The organism is Atlantibacter sp. RC6, assembly GCF_014193285.1.
GTDB lineage: Bacteria > Pseudomonadota > Gammaproteobacteria > Enterobacterales > Enterobacteriaceae > Atlantibacter.
Genome location: NZ_JACHZE010000015.1, coordinates 21,725 through 38,186, shown reverse-complemented (window position 1 = coordinate 38,186; position 16,462 = coordinate 21,725). Strand labels below are relative to the sequence as shown.

23 protein-coding genes and 1 tRNA gene are annotated in these 16,462 nt (G+C 48.6%); 15 read left to right on the top strand and 9 right to left on the bottom strand.

All coding sequences use genetic code 11. The features are described 5' to 3' along the window. The first annotated feature begins 6 nt into the window (after positions 1–6). The 4 genes from FHW74_RS21960 to FHW74_RS21945 all read left to right on the top strand — a co-directional run bounded on the left by FHW74_RS21960 (position 7) and on the right by FHW74_RS21945 (position 2,503). Positions 7–96 (top strand) — tRNA-Ser (locus FHW74_RS21960). Between the two features lie 143 nt (positions 97–239). Then, complete coding sequence (locus tag FHW74_RS21955) at positions 240–1,301, top strand: hypothetical protein (RefSeq protein ID WP_255459966.1); 1,062 nt, start codon at positions 240–242, stop codon at positions 1,299–1,301. 19 nt (positions 1,302–1,320) lie between these two features. Further along, a complete protein-coding gene (locus tag FHW74_RS21950; protein WP_183172419.1) occupies positions 1,321–1,716 on the top strand; it encodes a hypothetical protein in 396 nt (131 codons plus the stop codon). Continuing rightward, positions 1,703–2,503 (top strand): hypothetical protein, encoded by an 801-nt coding sequence (locus FHW74_RS21945; protein ID WP_183172418.1) that lies wholly within the window; start codon positions 1,703–1,705, stop codon positions 2,501–2,503. The genes FHW74_RS21950 and FHW74_RS21945 overlap by 14 nt, the downstream gene beginning before the upstream one ends. 30 nt (positions 2,504–2,533) lie before the next feature. On the opposite strand, the gene FHW74_RS21940 is transcribed toward FHW74_RS21945, so the two are convergent. The 8 genes from FHW74_RS21940 to FHW74_RS21905 form a co-directional block, all read right to left on the bottom strand. Beyond that, a complete protein-coding gene (locus tag FHW74_RS21940) occupies positions 2,534–3,523 on the bottom strand; it encodes a tyrosine-type recombinase/integrase (RefSeq protein ID WP_183172417.1) in 990 nt (329 codons plus the stop codon). A 1-nt stretch (position 3,524) separates the two neighbouring features. Further along, positions 3,525–3,752, bottom strand: coding sequence for a DUF4224 domain-containing protein (locus FHW74_RS21935; protein ID WP_125292295.1), 228 nt, complete (start codon positions 3,750–3,752; stop codon positions 3,525–3,527). Positions 3,753–3,849: 97 nt separating this feature from the next. Then, on the bottom strand, positions 3,850–4,410 hold the full coding sequence (locus tag FHW74_RS22950; RefSeq protein WP_255459965.1) for a hypothetical protein: 561 nt from the start codon (positions 4,408–4,410) through the stop codon (positions 3,850–3,852). A gap of 3 nt (positions 4,411–4,413) precedes the next feature. Then, positions 4,414–4,773 (bottom strand): hypothetical protein, encoded by a 360-nt coding sequence (locus tag FHW74_RS21925; protein WP_183172416.1) that lies wholly within the window; start codon positions 4,771–4,773, stop codon positions 4,414–4,416. 200 nt (positions 4,774–4,973) lie between these two features. Further along, entirely contained in the window at positions 4,974–5,303 is a 330-nt protein-coding gene (locus FHW74_RS21920; RefSeq protein WP_183172415.1) for a hypothetical protein, read from the bottom strand. After that, entirely contained in the window at positions 5,300–5,833 is a 534-nt protein-coding gene (locus FHW74_RS21915) for a hypothetical protein (RefSeq protein WP_183172414.1), read from the bottom strand. Before FHW74_RS21915 ends, FHW74_RS21920 begins: the two co-directional genes overlap by 4 nt. After that, positions 5,824–6,360, bottom strand: a complete 537-nt coding sequence (locus tag FHW74_RS21910) for an HD family hydrolase (protein WP_183172413.1) — start codon at positions 6,358–6,360, stop codon at positions 5,824–5,826. The genes FHW74_RS21915 and FHW74_RS21910 overlap by 10 nt, the downstream gene beginning before the upstream one ends. Before the next feature lie 1,258 nt (positions 6,361–7,618). Continuing rightward, complete coding sequence (locus FHW74_RS21905; RefSeq protein WP_183172442.1) at positions 7,619–8,293, bottom strand: LexA family transcriptional regulator; 675 nt, start codon at positions 8,291–8,293, stop codon at positions 7,619–7,621. An 88-nt stretch (positions 8,294–8,381) separates the two neighbouring features. Here FHW74_RS21905 and FHW74_RS21900 point away from each other — a divergent pair, with 88 nt between their 5' ends. The 11 genes from FHW74_RS21900 to FHW74_RS21850 all read left to right on the top strand — a co-directional run bounded on the left by FHW74_RS21900 (position 8,382) and on the right by FHW74_RS21850 (position 14,995). Continuing rightward, positions 8,382–8,582 carry a YdaS family helix-turn-helix protein gene (locus FHW74_RS21900; RefSeq protein WP_183172412.1) on the top strand — a complete coding sequence of 67 codons (201 nt, stop codon included), beginning with the start codon at positions 8,382–8,384 and terminating at the stop codon, positions 8,580–8,582. A 44-nt stretch (positions 8,583–8,626) separates the two neighbouring features. After that, a complete protein-coding gene (locus FHW74_RS21895) occupies positions 8,627–9,178 on the top strand; it encodes a YmfL family putative regulatory protein (RefSeq protein ID WP_183172411.1) in 552 nt (183 codons plus the stop codon). A 175-nt stretch (positions 9,179–9,353) separates the two neighbouring features. Then, positions 9,354–9,533 (top strand): DUF4222 domain-containing protein, encoded by a 180-nt coding sequence (locus FHW74_RS21890; RefSeq protein ID WP_183172410.1) that lies wholly within the window; start codon positions 9,354–9,356, stop codon positions 9,531–9,533. Continuing rightward, the gene (locus FHW74_RS21885) at positions 9,523–10,395 is read left to right on the top strand and encodes a conserved phage C-terminal domain-containing protein (RefSeq protein WP_183172409.1); all 873 of its coding nucleotides are present in this window, start codon (positions 9,523–9,525) and stop codon (positions 10,393–10,395) included. Before FHW74_RS21890 ends, FHW74_RS21885 begins: the two co-directional genes overlap by 11 nt. Then, a complete protein-coding gene (locus FHW74_RS21880; RefSeq protein ID WP_183172408.1) occupies positions 10,392–10,835 on the top strand; it encodes a PerC family transcriptional regulator in 444 nt (147 codons plus the stop codon). Before FHW74_RS21885 ends, FHW74_RS21880 begins: the two co-directional genes overlap by 4 nt. Then, positions 10,835–12,028 (top strand): phage N-6-adenine-methyltransferase, encoded by a 1,194-nt coding sequence (locus tag FHW74_RS21875; RefSeq protein ID WP_221192564.1) that lies wholly within the window; start codon positions 10,835–10,837, stop codon positions 12,026–12,028. Before FHW74_RS21880 ends, FHW74_RS21875 begins: the two co-directional genes overlap by 1 nt. Further along, a complete protein-coding gene (locus FHW74_RS21870) occupies positions 12,022–12,342 on the top strand; it encodes a LexA family transcriptional regulator (RefSeq protein ID WP_183172407.1) in 321 nt (106 codons plus the stop codon). The genes FHW74_RS21875 and FHW74_RS21870 overlap by 7 nt, the downstream gene beginning before the upstream one ends. Continuing rightward, a complete protein-coding gene (locus tag FHW74_RS21865; RefSeq protein ID WP_183172406.1) occupies positions 12,339–12,737 on the top strand; it encodes a RusA family crossover junction endodeoxyribonuclease in 399 nt (132 codons plus the stop codon). Before FHW74_RS21870 ends, FHW74_RS21865 begins: the two co-directional genes overlap by 4 nt. 85 nt (positions 12,738–12,822) lie before the next feature. Continuing rightward, entirely contained in the window at positions 12,823–13,617 is a 795-nt protein-coding gene (locus tag FHW74_RS21860) for a KilA-N domain-containing protein (protein ID WP_183172405.1), read from the top strand. Positions 13,618–13,624: 7 nt separating this feature from the next. Continuing rightward, positions 13,625–14,614 (top strand): DUF968 domain-containing protein, encoded by a 990-nt coding sequence (locus FHW74_RS21855; protein ID WP_183172404.1) that lies wholly within the window; start codon positions 13,625–13,627, stop codon positions 14,612–14,614. Positions 14,615–14,629: 15 nt separating this feature from the next. Continuing rightward, positions 14,630–14,995, top strand: a complete 366-nt coding sequence (locus FHW74_RS21850) for an antiterminator Q family protein (protein WP_183172403.1) — start codon at positions 14,630–14,632, stop codon at positions 14,993–14,995. Positions 14,996–15,035: 40 nt separating this feature from the next. Here FHW74_RS21850 and FHW74_RS21845 read toward each other — a convergent pair whose 3' ends face one another. Further along, positions 15,036–16,379: a P-loop NTPase fold protein gene (locus FHW74_RS21845; RefSeq protein ID WP_183172402.1), complete on the bottom strand. Its 1,344-nt coding sequence runs from the start codon at positions 16,377–16,379 to the stop codon at positions 15,036–15,038. Positions 16,380–16,462: the final 83 nt, after the last annotated feature.

The following is a 16,462-nucleotide window of genomic DNA, read 5'->3' as shown; positions in this document are numbered from 1 at the left end:
CAAAACGGAGAGATGCCGGAGCGGCTGAACGGACCGGTCTCGAAAACCGGAGTAGGGGCAACTCTACCGGGGGTTCAAATCCCCCTCTCTCCGCCACTATTCAAGCACTTACACTTGATTGTGTCTGTGACCGAACTCGCGATGAGAAAATTTTGAGAGAAAAAATATAGCCATTTCATTCCGTTCGGCATATTCTGATTTTCGTGAAAAAACACAAAATCTATGTTATGGATGGCAACATGGCTAATAATCTTAATACTGCTGTAGCTCAAATGTCACACGCTACAAAATCTGCTTCTCATAGCCTATCAGATCTACTTAAAGCTCTCGATCAAGCAGATATGTATGCATACTTGAGCCAGATTTCAACTGTGTATGGGTTTCCTCCATTAAAAAGAGGTATGGATGCTGCATTACAGTCGATTGAAGAAGTTATTAATGTCCCATCTGCATCATTCCCTAATGCCGATTTAAAATCATTGTCATTGATGATTGACAGAATAAATATTGCCGGTAGCCATGTTTATTCTATCGATAGTAGTCAGACTGTGGGGTTTCATAAAAAAATCCAGCATGTATTTAAAACAGCAGTGCCAGAAAAAAAATATGCACAAAAATACCCCGTTAAGATTTATGATGGTACGACAACTAAGACTGTTACACCCGGAACACATCTAACAAAGTGCTTAGACACTGGCGATGGGTATGCGTTTATTTTTTCATATTTATACAATGTTAAAATTAAAGGTGCGAAAAACTCAACCCCATCTAACGTACCTTATCAATTTTTTACAACAGTTTTTGTTCCGAAAAAAAAGAAACGCATTGAGTACCGTATACCACGCAACCTTGGCAAAAGAGAGGGTTCTAAGGCCTTAACTGGTACAAGAAATGCTTTCATCGACTTATTACAAATTGCTGGTGTTAATATTCAGTTTAATTCACTGAACTTTTATAATGCCATCAAAAGCATTTTGACTGACAGAAAGTTTGGTCGGGCGGTGCAAATAGTCTATGTCGGAGATAGTACTGGCTCAGATGCAAATATGGTTGGCCGTAGTGATCCGAGTTTTGAAGCAAGAGATGTCACAGTAGAAAATAAAAAGAGGAAAGAGATATACTCTCCTCGAATGATTGCCGTCAGATTCAAAGGCACAGGAGATGATTTCACAGAGGTTGGTATTGATCCAAATAAAAAATCTTGGTTAGATAATAAGTTCTGTGAGGATTTTTATATTGATTTTCCTGCGGATACAATAACTCTCAACGGGTTAATCGACGATGTCATCGCTAGAGCATAAAAAAGAACGGGAATTAAATATGCTTATCGAACAGCAAAAAAAACTGATCGATGAAATCAGCTTGATTTTACCTCCGGACACTATTGTAAATTTTTACAATGTTATTGATTATATTAATGATCATCGTCACATTTCTTATTATCCTATAACAAGATTGCGTGAAGCCTCGCGCTGTAGAAATGATGAGCAACTTTTAAATATTGTTAAGTATTTTTGTGGTGCTCATTCTCGATTATTTAAGATAACTTACTGCTACTACGATCAGGACAGTGAGGAACATCAAATAACAAGTGAAGCCTATTTTAATGCTTTGATAAATGGCAAAGTACCAGTAAGTTTGAAAACGGGGCGCGAAATTGAATATTTCGATGATAAAAACATTTCATTTTATTGCAAACTAAATGTCGAACAATAACATATTAAACGTTTCGCCTGAGCAAAAAGCCTCTTTAGCAGCAACATTAACTGCTTTCAATGAGGATAATTTTGTTACAGCCTTATATAATAACATCTCAAGCGCAATTTCAGATATTGAGAAAAGTGCAGATAAATATTATTGCGAGGATGAGGACAAAATAACAAATCTTTTGGCCTTATACCTCAGAGCAAAGGGCTACGACGCTACTGAGCAGACTAAATCAAATGGTGATGTAGATCTGACTGTAAGAGATGCAACGAAAAATTTTTATTGGTTAGCTGAAGCGAAACGGGGAAACTCAAATAGTGGTGTTTTTGAGGGTATGTTACAGTTAGTTACTAGATATCTTACTGATGAAAAAAATGCTGGATTTCTAATTTATTATCAGAAGAAAGACTGCTTAAAATTCCTCAAGACTTGGCATGATTATATCAATACAGGAAAGTATTTATCATATAAAGGAATTAAAAATGATATTGAAGAATGCAAGCATTATTTTCATATAAACCCAGCGGTTACACCTTTGGCTAAAGATGTAAAATTTTTCGACTATGAAGCAACAAAAAAATCTGGGCAGCCAGTTAAGATTAGAAATTTCATAGCCAATCTTCATCATAAGCCAATAGATAAAAGCGGTCGGGGTAATGCCTCGCTTGTAAATGGACAAGCAAGGCTGAAAGTTATTGCGGATTGTGATTCATGGTTGCATGATGATAAAAACCCTGATGATATCGCGGCTTTTTTCGAAGCGTTAAAAAAAATTCACCCTGAGTATTTTCAATAAAAATGGATAACGCCCCTTAATGGCGTTATATCATCTTTTTTTATTTAATGTCGGGGTTATTTTGATTTTTCTGTCATATACAAGAACCTGTGATTCCGTTTTATGGCCACTAAACTGCTGTTTATCCCTGCTGGAACCTTCATAATCAGAGATACCTTTCGCTTTCAGGTCGTGAAACGTGCAGTCAAGTGGCACTCCAAGATATTCTGATGCAGCCGTTCTAGCTTTCCTCCAAGCTTCGTTGAAACCTTTGTAGGAATATCGCTCCCCATACATCGTTCTAATAACAGGCCCTTCCTCTCCCCATTCCCTGCAGAGTTCTACTGCATCCCGAAGCCGATCCGACCAGACCTTAATTTGTTTAACTCCATTCTTGCCCTGTTGAATAAAAATTCCTTTATCCATAATTTGATTCCAGTTCATTTTCAGAACATCGGAAACCCTTGCCGCGCATAAATAAGCAATTTCCATCGCGGCTTTAACCGGATCAGATGCATGGTTGTAGATGGCAATATATTCGTCATCAGTTATGTAGCGATCCCTCTGAGGTTTGGGATATTTATCAACACCGACACAGGGATTGCCTGGCACATAGCCTCGCTGAAAACCCCATCGGTAAACTCGAGACATCGAGCTATGTTCGTGATTCGCCTGAACGCGGCTACGTTTACCTCTGGCGTCCATGTAACGCCTGATGTGTTCCGGTTTAATGGATTTTGCCTCGGCCTCCCCAAACACCGCAAGGATATACTTTTCATGGGCGTGATAGTCTTTTTGAGTACGTGGCGCCAGGTCTGCAAAATCAGCACTCGCCAAAAACTTCTTCCAGAGGTGCTTAAACATAAAACAATTTTTACGCCCCTCTATCACTTTCTCATATGCCACCCATACCTCAGCTTTTGTGGCATCTGCAGGAGCTAGTTTTTCTGTGGATCCTCCAGGCTTCCAGTAATAGCCAGAAGGGCGAAAGAATACGCCCTTCGGCATCCATTCATTACCCGGTGCGCGTTTGCGTCCCATATCAACTCTCTATAGCGTCAAAGTTCATGCCCTTAGAGGGCGGGAACCCTGCTGGTGGTACGAGCCGGTGAATTGGGTGATTGATATGGTACCAGGTGGTTTTGATTGAACCGTCCCGTCTCTCAATGAAATAAATCCCATTGAGTTCAAGCACCTCTTTCTGCAGAGACTTCTGTGGTGATCCAGTAGCCTCTGCCAGCTCCTCATCAGTCAGGAAACGATCGCTCATGGGTTACTCTCCACATTACCGGCTGCACCCGGTCACTCTTTAAAAACACAGGTCCCGCAACCATTGCGGGCCCAGTCAAAACAAATACCACAGTGATCTACTTTTTTACTTCTTGCTCTTCCTGTACTACTGGCGCTGCGAGCATGGCGGCGCGGCAGGCTAACGCTTCAGCCCGGTTGTTAGCCTCCTGCGGCGTGGCGCCATAAACACGCGCTAATACCTCGTCATAATCCTCACCTATGCGCAGTTGCACCCACCAATCACCCAGTCCAGGGTATTCATCCTGATTCATGGTGGGAAGAAGGCCGACGCGGATTTCGCCGATTTCCGGCACGCTCGTAACTTGCGGGGCGGCGTGAAGGTAATAGATATCATCTGGCAACGCCTGACCTTCCCGCGTGAAAACAACGGCAAATTTATTTCCGTCTTTGCGCCCACTTTGAATATCAACCACTGCCACGGGTTTATCAGCGGCGGCGCGGTACTGCTGTAGCTCGAGATGATCAGCACCGGTTAACATGTTTGCGTAGGTGTAAAAATCCTGCATGTCCGCGTGATACAAATCGCATTTAAATTCCAGTCCGTTCCAGTATTTGCTATCGCGAATCTCTGGTTTTACCAGACGTTCATTGGATACGCGTTCGTTGATTCCACTCATTTCTCACCACCTTTCTTTATCTTCTTCTTCCCAGCGCTGGCGCTCAGCATCAATGCAGGGTTTACACACTTCATAAACGCGACCGCAGCCACCTTCTTCTATATCGCGGTGAGGGTAGAGGTGATCGGCTTGTTTCTTGCACCAGTCGCAAGTCCCTGAATAGTCTGCTTCACGTGATTCACGAAGATATTCATCGTGGCATTCCTGGCACATATCGATGTATTCACAACCAAACGAATCTGTTTCGCCCTGGATGCGGAGAACAGCATCTCTATCAGGGTGCGTATCGCATTTAGTGCCGGTAGGCACTCCGCAAGAGTGGCCTGGCAGCGTTGATACCGGACCATTGCTAATGTCTGCCATCCCTTACCCCTCCACCGTTAAATTGATGCCAGCAGACACGCACTCATCTACGTAATGGTAGATATTTTCTGCATCAGTAATTCTGTCTGCAAAGTCGTGCGCTTCGCGGTTACTGGTTGTTGTGTAAACAACAACGCGGTCATGCTCTCGAACTACAACCCAGGCACCTTTGTCGTATGATCTCCTTTCCTGAATCATGTTTATTCCTCACCGTTCAGGCGCTTAAATTCGTCAATGGCTGCGTTAAATCCAACCGTTTCATAAAACTGCTTAGTGTGCATGTCGGGCGAACATTTATACTCAGGCAGCTTCACAGTGACCGTACGCGCTTCCAGTTCGGTGATGTGCTTCTCGGCAGCTTCCAGCGCTGCTATCAACTCGTCGGTGTAGCTCTCTACCGCTAACGCCATGACTCGAAGCTCATCGGTGTGCGATTCCATAACGATCCGGGACAAGCGGTGCTGATTAGTGTGTTTTGGAATATCCAGAAATCCGCGCAGTTGCGCCAGTTGTTCTGCTGTCATGGTCATACCTGGCTCCCGCGAAGCTGTGCTGCCCAATCGTTTAACGCCTGCTCTGCGTATTCGCCTGACAGGCCGTCATCCGGCGCAGTGGCTAGTTCTTCTCTAGCTCCCAGCACCACTTTAACCACGTCGTAAACCTCTGCCGTTGGTTTATCGATGAAACCGTGGTTGAATGCGGCGGCCAGGCGGGCGGCGGCAAAATTAACACCTTCAGCGCGCCCAATCGTGCGCTGTCCATCTACCCAGGTGTCAGTTGCTGGGGTATCGATTTCACGCTGAACGATGACGTTCTTAACGCCGATGGTTATTCCATGAGAGGTCTGATGGTGTTTTTCGACAACGCCGTTTTTCAGCGTGTCTTTCAGTGCCAGATTCTCGGTTGCCAGCGCATCACGAATTTTTAGTGATTCGCACAGCGCGGCCTGGGTGGTATCCAGGCGCTCGGCCAGATCCCGCATCAGCTGAGCGGATGCTTTAGGCAGATAACGCGCAGCCTGGTGAGCAGCGTGTACTAATTGCTTAATGGTCAGGCGCATTTGCGGATCTCCGTCAGTTCATTGAACCGGGACATGAACATGCCATAAGCCTGCCCAGGGCGAAGCGGGATGATGGTAAACATGTCTGTCGCCGGGATGCCCTCGAGCACTAGCCACACGGTACCGTCATCAATATCCAGATCGCGGCGTTCGGTACCGAGCATGACCAGGTCGGCGTATTTAACGGTCGGGTGCTGGTGGGTGGGCAATCCGAACTTCGCGCGGATCACGCCATCAACATACGCCTCGATGCGCTGGTAATCCGGCAGCAGGCGTTTCAGCGGCGCGGGGATGTCCTGGCAATACGCTTCAGCCGCATCATGCAGCAACGCCTCAAGGGCAAACTCAGCCGGAACGAGCTGGCTGACCAGCACCGAGTGCTGCGCCACGCTGTAGAACTCCGGCAGGTGACCAGCAAAGCGGCAGATATGGGAAAGGGAAGTGGCGATATCCTCGATCACGATGTCGTCGTGCTGAATATCGGTGTAGTTAATATGCTTCCCGGATAGCGTCTGAATATATGGCATTACGTGTTCTCCGTTATTACGCGCTGCACCGCGCCTGAATTATGGTTGAGCGAATCCCTCGCCGGAGGGCGATAATTTGAATGGTTTCGCTTTAATAAATACCCCGCCTAACGAGGCATTTAATGAAACGGGCGGCTGCCACCGTCGGTTAGTTTCTCCACACAACACAAAAGAGCACCTGCGGCTGCAACCGCCCGGATGGATTGGGGAATGAGCCCGTCATCCGGTGATGCTCTTGTGTGTTGCGTAAAAAAGTGAGGCGTCCTCGCTGAAAATAAAAAAGGCTCAGACGCCGCCAAACAACTGCCTACTACCACGCTTGCTGCTTTTTTGGTTGTGACACCAGGGCGCTACTCCTGCTTATTTCCTGCCGCTCTGTTTTTGTCTTGGCCGCCAGTAGCTGCGGCTCAGCCGATTTACAGGTCTTTGCGTCGGCCGGCGCTGCAGTTCGCTTGAACACATCACAACGGAGAGAGCACTGCGTAACCTGGCACCGATCTGGCCGCCGGTCGGTTTGTACTGGATTCTTCCCCAGCCACTGGCCCGGACAACGAAGCTTCTATGTGCGTTCCAACCAGTGCTCTTTCCTGTTGTGCGCCGGGCTTCCACCGGCTCCCATCTGTTTTTTAAGCCACGCAGATATCGTCTGGGCTGCGTTCTACTTCCCGCCGTCACTGCCGTCGAGAGTGCTGGCAGCTCACTGACCTGATAACGCTCAGGATCAACTGGCGTATTTCTTACGATTCACCCACCCCGGTTCGGCAGCGCTACCTTACCGGGGCAGATGCAAAGGGCAGTTACGCTGCCAGACGGCTTATTGGTATGTGCAGGCATTTCAAGTCCTGCATCGCGGGGTTTGCTCTCCGCCCCAGGTTCTCCCCTCTATTGTTTAGCGCGCAACCTGAGTGAACCGCCTTCAACGCTGTCGGCTTTCGCCATGTTCTTGAGGTATCTTCGGGCGGGGTGCTAAGGGGGTGATTAGGCCTTATCCCTAGCACTCCTGCTGGTTTTGGGTATTCCTGGCTTGGTTATCGCCACCAGCTGTAGGAATCTGACTACGAGTTGCGGTTAATCAGGCCGCGCCTCTGTTACCCCTCCCGAAGACACCTGACAGCGAATCATCCGGTTATTCATACGCCACCGGCGGCTACTTCGTGGGCGTCCTGCTTGTTCGCTGTTTCTTATAGGTACATTATGTACCGTTAGGGTACATTGTCAAGCATAAAAAAACCCGCATTCGCGGGCTCATTCGTAAAACTTATTTTTTCTGAATATACCTTCGAGGCTTTCCTGAGAAGATTACTGTACCGATTATGGAGCAATTGCCATCAATTTTAACGTATGGCTCAGGCCAGTTTTGATTTAATGCTTTCAAATACTTAGTGCCGCTATCTTCAATAAGTCTTTTAAAGGTGGTCTCTCCAGAGTCATGCATGATAGCTATGACATCATCACCATGGCTTGCTGGAACTTCAGGATCCACAAAAATCATGTCACCCGGGCGGTACTCTTCGATCATTGAATCGCCAATCACACGCAAAATATACGTCATGGGTCCGCACGGCACAGGGCACGGATAAGTTTCAACACTGTTCAAGTCCACCTCAGCAAAGCCTGCTTCCGTCCATGCTCCTGCCTGCACCCAGGAAATAACCGGAACTAATGTTATATTTCTATTAGTGTCTGATACATCAGGATTTTTTGCAACGTTAGTGGTCTGGTGCTCCTGATCCAACCAGCCTAACGGCAAATCAAAGCACTTTTCAATATGGCGAGCCATCGTATCGCCAATATTTTTAGACGCGCCGTCCCCCATGAACCTACTGGTTTGGGTTGGTTCTCTGTCGATCATGGTAGCGAAGTAGCTATTACCCCCGACCCCATCTCGCAGCTTTCTGGCGTTCAACCGCCGTATTTCCTGAATCGTTTTCATCCCAGAATTAGACATTGTGTACCTTGTTGGTACAAGTACCTTGTAGGTTCATATTATTCGTGTAATATGTACACAGGAGGTACATGTTATGAAAGAGTATTGGGACTCTTTATCAAAAGAGCAGCAGTTTGAGTTAGCAAGTAACGTCAAGTCTACTCCGGGTTACCTGCGGTTGGTTTTCAATGGCTACAAAAAGGCCGGGTTCTCCCTTGCAAAAAAACTCGAGGAAATCACCGCAGGCGCAATTACCAAATCAGATTTGCGTCCTGACATTTACCCAAAACAGTAGGCAGAAACACAGAGTAAGAACACCACAGTAAGAAGGGGTTAACCGTGGGCAAAGAGCACTGGAAGGTAGAGAAACAAACCGATTCCTATGTCGCGGTAGTCAGAAAAATTATCGCGGCATTTCCGGGCGGGTACAAAGAGGCGGCTGAGGTTCTCGACGTTAGCCAGGACGCGATATTCAATCGGCTGCGCACTGGTGGCGATCAAATTTTCCCGCTTGAGTGGGCACTGGTACTTCAGCGAGCAGCGGGGGTGACCTGCCTTGCCGATTACATCTCGCTTGAAACTGATAGCGGCATGCACATCCCAGGCGCGACTGGCGAAGATGCCAACGAAGAGCTCGGGATCAAACTGGCGGAGCTGGTGGGGCAGTTGGGCGATCTGGTTAATGCGTATCGACAGTACACCGAGGATGACGTGGTAACGCGCGCTGAATGGAAAAGCCTCAACGAGATCGCGTATCGGTTTCGCGTAACGCTGATGACATTTTTGAACCTGATATCCCGCGTTTATTGCGAGCCAGAAAAGAGTGACGCCCGCGAGTGTGCAGCTCCGGGCGCCGTGGCGTGTCGTAATCAGTGGAGAACTAACGCGTGAACAGTTTAACAACACAGTACCGACACTCGCAACTCATTGCGTTGCCTATGCCTGGTGGCCGCGAGCCGGTTCCGTTTTGCTATGCAGTCAATGTACCAGGCGTTCGTGAAGTTGTAACCCACGAGTTTGTGGAATGGGCTGTGGGGGACTGGTGCAAGGAGGTTGCGGCGCAATTATGCAAGAACTTAACCGATGGTTCCGCGATCACTACGGCGTGCCCGTCAAAGTTATCCGCTGGGAGCCAGAAACCCGCCGCGTTATCTACCTGCGGGAAGGTTACGAGCATGAATGCTTTAGTCCGCTCGAGCAATTCCAGCGCAAGTTCAGGGAAATAGAGGGCGATCATGAGCACTAAATTAAGCAGCTATGTGTGGGACGGCTGCGCGGCGTCGGGCATGAAGTTATCCAGCGTGGCGATCATGGCGCGCCTGGCTGACTTCAGCAGCGACGAGGGAGTGTGCTGGCCGTCGATAGAGACCATTGCGCGCCAGCTCGGCGCCGGGCCAAGCACTGTCCGCACGGCGATCGCGAAGCTGGAGAAAGATGGCTGGCTATCACGCACCCAGCGCCGCCAGGGAAACCGCAACGCCTCCAACATTTACCAACTCAATGTGGCGAAGCTTCAGGCGGCTGCGTTGTCTCACCTGTCAGATTCTGACACCTCAAAATCTGACGCATCAAAATCTGACCCGTCAAAATTTGAGGCATCAGAATCCGGCAAAAAAGGCGGTTTTGACCCGTCAGAATCTGGCGGGGATCCGTCAGTAAATTCAACTAATGATCCATCAGATAAAAAACCTTCTTGTCCGGTTGCTGCGCAACCCGACCCTGCGGTGGTGATCACTGACCAGGCGAAACAGGTTTTATCTCACCTGAACAAGACCACCGGTTCCCGATACCAGGTTTGCAAATCGTCCCTGGAAAACATCCGCGCCCGCTTGGCTGACGGGTTTACGCCTGAAGAACTGGTGCTGGTGGTGGATTACAACGTCGAGAAGTGGAGCGAGGACCTGAAGATGTCCGAGTATCTGCGTCCAACAACTTTGTTCCAGCCAATCAAATTTCCGGGCTACCTGCAGTCGGCGAACAAGTGGGATTCCGCCGGACGCCCGGCGCGCGAAACATGGGGGCAGCGCAACAAATTGCCTGACTCAGCAGTGTTCCGTTCAAGTCACCAGGACGTGGCATACACCATTCCGGAGGGGTTCCGGGGATGAGCATCGCATCTGAAATCATGAAGTACGTGATTGAAAATCCGGGCTGCACTTATCGCCAGATTGCCGCGGCCATGCCTGACATAAATCTAAGCACCATCAATCGCTGCCTAAGCCGGGCTTTTATCAATGGGAAGCTGGCGCGAGAGCTTAACGATTCGACTCTTGCTTACTACCCGATCGAAGAAGCGGGGCCAGAAGCACTCACAGAAGAAAACCGCCGGATGCTGACTGAACTGGAAAACCTGGCGCAGCAGCTGGAAGCGAAGGGGCTTTATTTCCGCGCTGCATCTGTCTGGCTTACAGCTTTTGATATGGCGATCAGCAATACGGATCGGAGCCGTTATATCTCGCGCCGCGCTGCCTGTCTTCGATATGCGGGAAATTTCAAAGCCCCGGAAGGGCGCTGCTATCTCGCTGGCCGTTATGTAGGGGAAGAATAATGCCAAATAAATACTGTCGTGACCTGGCCGAACTGCGTAGCCAGCCGGTACATGAGCTGAAGGAAGTCGGCGATCAGTGGCGTACGCCTGAAAACATCTTCTGGGGTATCAATGCCATGTTTGGCCCGCTGGTGTTAGACCTGTTCAGCGATGGTGAGAACAGCAAATGCGAAGCGTATTACACCGCTGAGGATAACGCGCTGACGCAGGACTGGTCTGCGCGCCTGGAGGAACTCAACGGCGCCGCGTTCGGCAATCCGCCCTATAGCCGAGCCAGCCAGCATGAAGAGCAGTACATCACCGGTATGCGTTACATCATGCAGCACGCCAGCGCGATGCGCGAAAAAGGTGGCCGCTATGTTTTACTGATCAAGGCCGCAACAAGTGAGGTGTGGTGGCCGGAGGATGCGGATCATATCGCGTTTATCCGTGGGCGTATTGGTTTCGATCTGCCGACGTGGTTTGTACCGAAGGATGAAAAGCAGGTGCCTACCGGAGCGTTCTTCGCTGGTGCAGTTGCTGTATTCGACAAGAGCTGGCGCGGCCCGGCGATGAGCTATATCAGCCGTAAGGATCTGGAAGCGCGCGGCAATGCATTCCTGGCGCAGATCCGCCGTGAAGCTGAGCGGCTCGCCGGGTTATTAGCACCACAAAAAGAACCGCAAAATATTCCTGAAATTATTCCCGAGACCACAATGCAGGTTGAGGAGCCCGCGCAGCCAATTGATGAGCCAGAAATCCCGCTGACCAAAAGTGACATCATTGAGAAAAGTGGCTTTAACTTCTGGGCGTGCGCATGCGCCGCGTTCGGCGACAAAGAAGAATATACGTTCTCCGAATCCCGCTTCGCGCATACCTGGGCAGCTGATTCAGTAGCAAATCCTGAATTTATCGTCGTTCCGACGGAAACAGTCGACAAAGCAATGGCGTTGATTAAAGAGAATGCCGATCAGCAAGAAGTTATCGCCTGGCTGGGTCAGCAAAGCTTTGAACATGACGGCATCCGTAATGACATGCAGGATCGGCTGTTGATACTGGCATCAGAGGTTATTGCCGAATATGGTCTTTCCGCAGCGGATGTTACGGCGACCCTGGAATCCATTCCCAGCCATCACTGGCACAATATTCGCTCCCTGCGGATCCGCTTTCGGATACTGATGGAAGCGCGAAAAGCGGAGGCATCAGCATGCTGAAACTTACAGCGCGGCAACAGGAAGTTTTAGATCTGATTAGTGATTACATCGCTGATCACAGGTTCCCGCCAACGATTACCGAGCTGTCAGAGCTGATGGGCTGCCGTTCGCCGAATGCGGCAAACGACCAACTTCGTGCGCTTCAACGTAAAGGCGCTATCACAATCACCCCGGGCGTCTCCCGGGGCATCACGATCACCGGCCAGAGCGTGGAGGATGAGGCAATCGCGCTTATCCGCGCACTCCTTAATGGTGACGACCAGGCCCGGGAAAACGCGATTGCTTTTCTCGAAATACGCGGGGTAGAGCTATGAAGTTGACACTTCCATTCCCGCCCAGCGTGAACACCTACTGGCGCGCCCCGAATAAGGGGGCGCTGGCTGGTCGTCACCTGGTCAGTGCTGCCGGGCGTAAATACCAGAGCGAAGCCTGCGCGGCGATTGTCGAGCAACTGCGCCGCCTGCCGAAGCCATCCACCACGGCAGCGGCGGTCGAAATAATTCTTTTCCCTCCGGATCAGCGCCGCCGTGATCTGGACAACTACAACAAAGCGCTGTTTGACGCGCTGACACATGCGGGCGTCTGGAAGGACGACAGCCAGGTAAAGCGCATGCTGGTGGAGTGGGGGCCAGTGGTACCGAAGGGCAAGGTAGAGATTGCCATCACGCCTTACGATCAGGAGGTGGATAAATGTCCAGCTGTGGGTTGAAAGAAATGCGTTATGGCAGTAATGTCAAAAAGTGCAAGCGAAGCGGGCGTGCAGGCCCCTCGCAATACAATTAGTGGAGAACAAAATGAGTCAATTACTCGTAATTGATGGCGTTTCCGTACGCCGTGATCTTGATGGTCGTTACTGCCTAAATGATTTACACCGTGCTGCTGGTGGTGAAAAGCGCCACCAGCCATCAAACTGGGCCTCGCTTACCCAGACACAGGAATTAATCGCTGAAATTTCGAGCGCTCCTGACATCACAGGAGCGGCCCCGTTGGTTACCATCGCTGGCGGTAACAGTCAGGGGACGTTTGTTTGCAAAGAGTTGGTCTACTCCTATGCGATGTGGATCAGTGCCGCCTTCAATCTGAAAGTGATCCGCACGTTCGACTCTCTTCATCAGGCTGGTATCGCAACACTTAAATCTGACCAGGTGCAAGCGGGCGTGATACTGCTTGAATCCGCTTCACGTATGTTGAACCTCTCCAATTCTTCAAAACTGGGCGCATACCAGAAGCTTCTTCAGGTCGCTGGGCTGCCGGATCTTATGCCTCAATACGCTATTGACGCACCAGCTGGCGCACCAGATGGCTCAAGCCGCCCCACGCAGTCTCTGAGTGCTCTGCTGAAAGCTAACGGCATCCGCATCACGGCTACGGTGGCATATCAGCAACTGGCTAAGCTGGGGATCGTTGAACAAAAAGAACGTCGCAGCCGGTCAGGCACTAACGGAATAAAGCGCTTTTGGTCGATGACTGCGAAGGGTTGTATGTACGGGAAGAATATAACCAGCCCGGCGAACCCGCGAGAAACACAGCCGCACTTCTTTGAGTCTAAATTTCAGGAGCTGTTACGCCTGCTCGAAACTGTGCACTGAGGTGACCGTGAGAGCTTTATTGAACCCTGTAATCGTCAAAGAGTTCGGGCTGGTGGCGTTTCGGCCAGGCCCGGAACTGCTGCCGTATTTTTATCGCGGTCGCATTCTGCTGGAGAACGAACCGGATCGCCTGGCGGGTATGCCAACAGGTGAAATCCCGGCGGCGCGCCAGCCGCTCGCAGAGGACCCGGTTATGGTGCCTGTTTTCGAACATCCCGAAGTGATACAGCGCGCTGGTGGACTGACAAGCCTGGAGGCCTGGCTGTTGCGTGAAACCGGCTGCCAGTACCCGCATGCCAGCTATCACCACCACGAAATGGTCACGATGCGGCATGAGCCCGGCGCGCTGCGACTGTGCTGGTCCTGTGACAATAAGGTGCGAGACCATTTCACTGACGAACTGGCGGGCATTGCGCGGGCAAACCTGGTAGCCTGGGTATTGTCGGTGGTTCGGCGCGGACTGGGCTTCGATGATTCCCACGCGGTAACCCTGCCGGAGCTGTGCTGGTGGCTGACATTCAACAAGCTGGCGCACGTGATCCCGGAGTCAGTCGCGCGCCAGGCGATGCGGATGCCTCCGCAGGTTATCCAGTCGGTAACCCGTGAAGCGGATATCATGCCTTCGGTCCCGGCCACCAGCATCGTTGAGGAGGCAGTAAAACAGGTGCTGGCGTTAAAGGTTGACCCTGAGACGCCTGAGTCATTCATGTTGCGACCGAAGCGCCGCCGCTGGCAGAACGAGAAGTACACCCGCTGGGTGAAATCGCAGCCGTGCGCGTGCTGCGGCAATACAGCAGACGATCCCCACCACCTGATCGGTTACGGTCAGGGCGGGATGGGGACCAAAGCCCATGACCTATTCGTGTTGCCTTTGTGCAGAACGCACCACGATGAACTTCATGCGGATGTAGGGGCATTTGAAACCAAATACGGCACGCAGCCGGAGCTGCTGCTGAAGACATTAGACCGTGCGCTTGCCATTGGCGCACTGGCGTAATTAGTGGAGAAATTTATGCGCGATATTCAGTTGGTATTGGAACGGTGGGGCGGTTGGGCTGCGAGCGATAATTCCGGGGTCGATTACTCACATATAGCCGCTGGCTTTAAGGGGCTGCTACCACCAACAGGGAAGTCCAGGCCATCCTGTACTGACGACGATGGGTTGATTATTGAAAGCTGCCTGGCACGTTTGCAGAAGAAGAAGCCATATGAGCATTCATTATTGGTGGCTCATTACCTATATGGCGTTTCTAAACGTAGTATGGCGCGGGCTAGGAAGAAGGATGAAAAACTAATCCGTATAGAAATACAGTTGGCAGAAGGCTTTATAGAAGGTTGTTTGTCCATGTTAAATGTTAGGCTTGACATGGATGATTAAATAATAGGGTGCGAGCCTTTTATTGGCTCGCAAATTTATATCAAATGCTTTGAAATGATAAAATTCTTAACGATTTCATAAGTGTTTTAGAATAACTGTAATCACTAAAGTTTAAAAAAGTCATACGAGCATATCTCTCATCCAAAAACTTAATCGTCTCTTGTATGGCTTGGTCGTTTGCTATGTATGATGTAGGATTGAAATTAATTTCCTTCATTAATCCGTATATAACGTAATAATAGTAAGGTGTCTTGGAGTTTTGAGTTAAGTCAACTGGAAAGCTCTCGAAGCGCAAAGATTTCATGATCTTTTTTAAAGCTTCCTTGTTAAATGAATCTATGTTACTAGTGTCCTCGCCAAAACAACTAAAATACACAGATATTAAACGCGTAAGAGCTTGGCAAAGCGGGCTTCTAGGTTTTATTGCGCATTCATCAGCTAATATCTGATATATTTCCAAGTGGCGAGCAAAGGTTTCAATTTCACGTAATGATAAAGCTTTTATCATCAAGATGTCTTTAATATGTGAACCGTACTCATTATTTACTTCTTTTAATTTTTCGCTGTTATTGCTTAATAAATCCCAATGCTTTATAGAGTTATAAATCAAATAATTGTAATCGTCATTATGGGTTAATGGGAGACTAATCGTGTATTTAATAAACTTATCAAGATATTGCTTGGAGTTTATAGATGAACCATATATGTGATTCACCGATGCCTGTAATTGTGATTTATTTGTTGTAAGTAGAAAATATACATTCTCAACATTGAAGATATGCTTTATTTTTTCAAGAAGGTTAACAGAGTATGACGGTCTACAGCGATCAAGCTCATCAATAATAATGATTATTTTATTATTAGTAGATATTTCCTTAAGTTTTTCTCTGAGCGCGTTCAAATTTCCATCTAAATCAATATGCTCTTGAATAAGCGACTCAATTGTATTATCAATAATAGCATTGTTAGTGTTTATTAAAGAATCCTTAAATTCCTCAGCTAATTGGTCGACGTTATTGCGTAATAGCCAGTTCGAACCTGCCTTAAGAGTGGTTTTCAAACCAAATTTCAGAGCTGGGATTGCTTTAGATATTAAGGCGGTTTTCTCTTTGGGAGGAAGTACAGCAGCGATAGCTGCCGTCATAGTCAGTAATGGATCATCACTATGATCTTCTTTGAAGGCATCAATATAAATCACCTTACAGCCTATATCGTCGGTAGAAAAAAAATTCTGCAGTTTTAAGCAAAATTCAGTTTTCCCAGTCCCCCACTCTCCATCAATAACAATAGGAGAGATATCAATGCCGTAAGAGATCAGCCGCTTGATGTTTATAGCAATTTTTTTTCTTTGATATTCGTCACGTTCTTCAAAAGTGTAATTCACTATTGCTTCCTTATTTAAGTTTTACAAAATTATAAATAATGCTGCCTCGGTCCGCAATTTGCATTGTAATCTGTTAAGAGTGG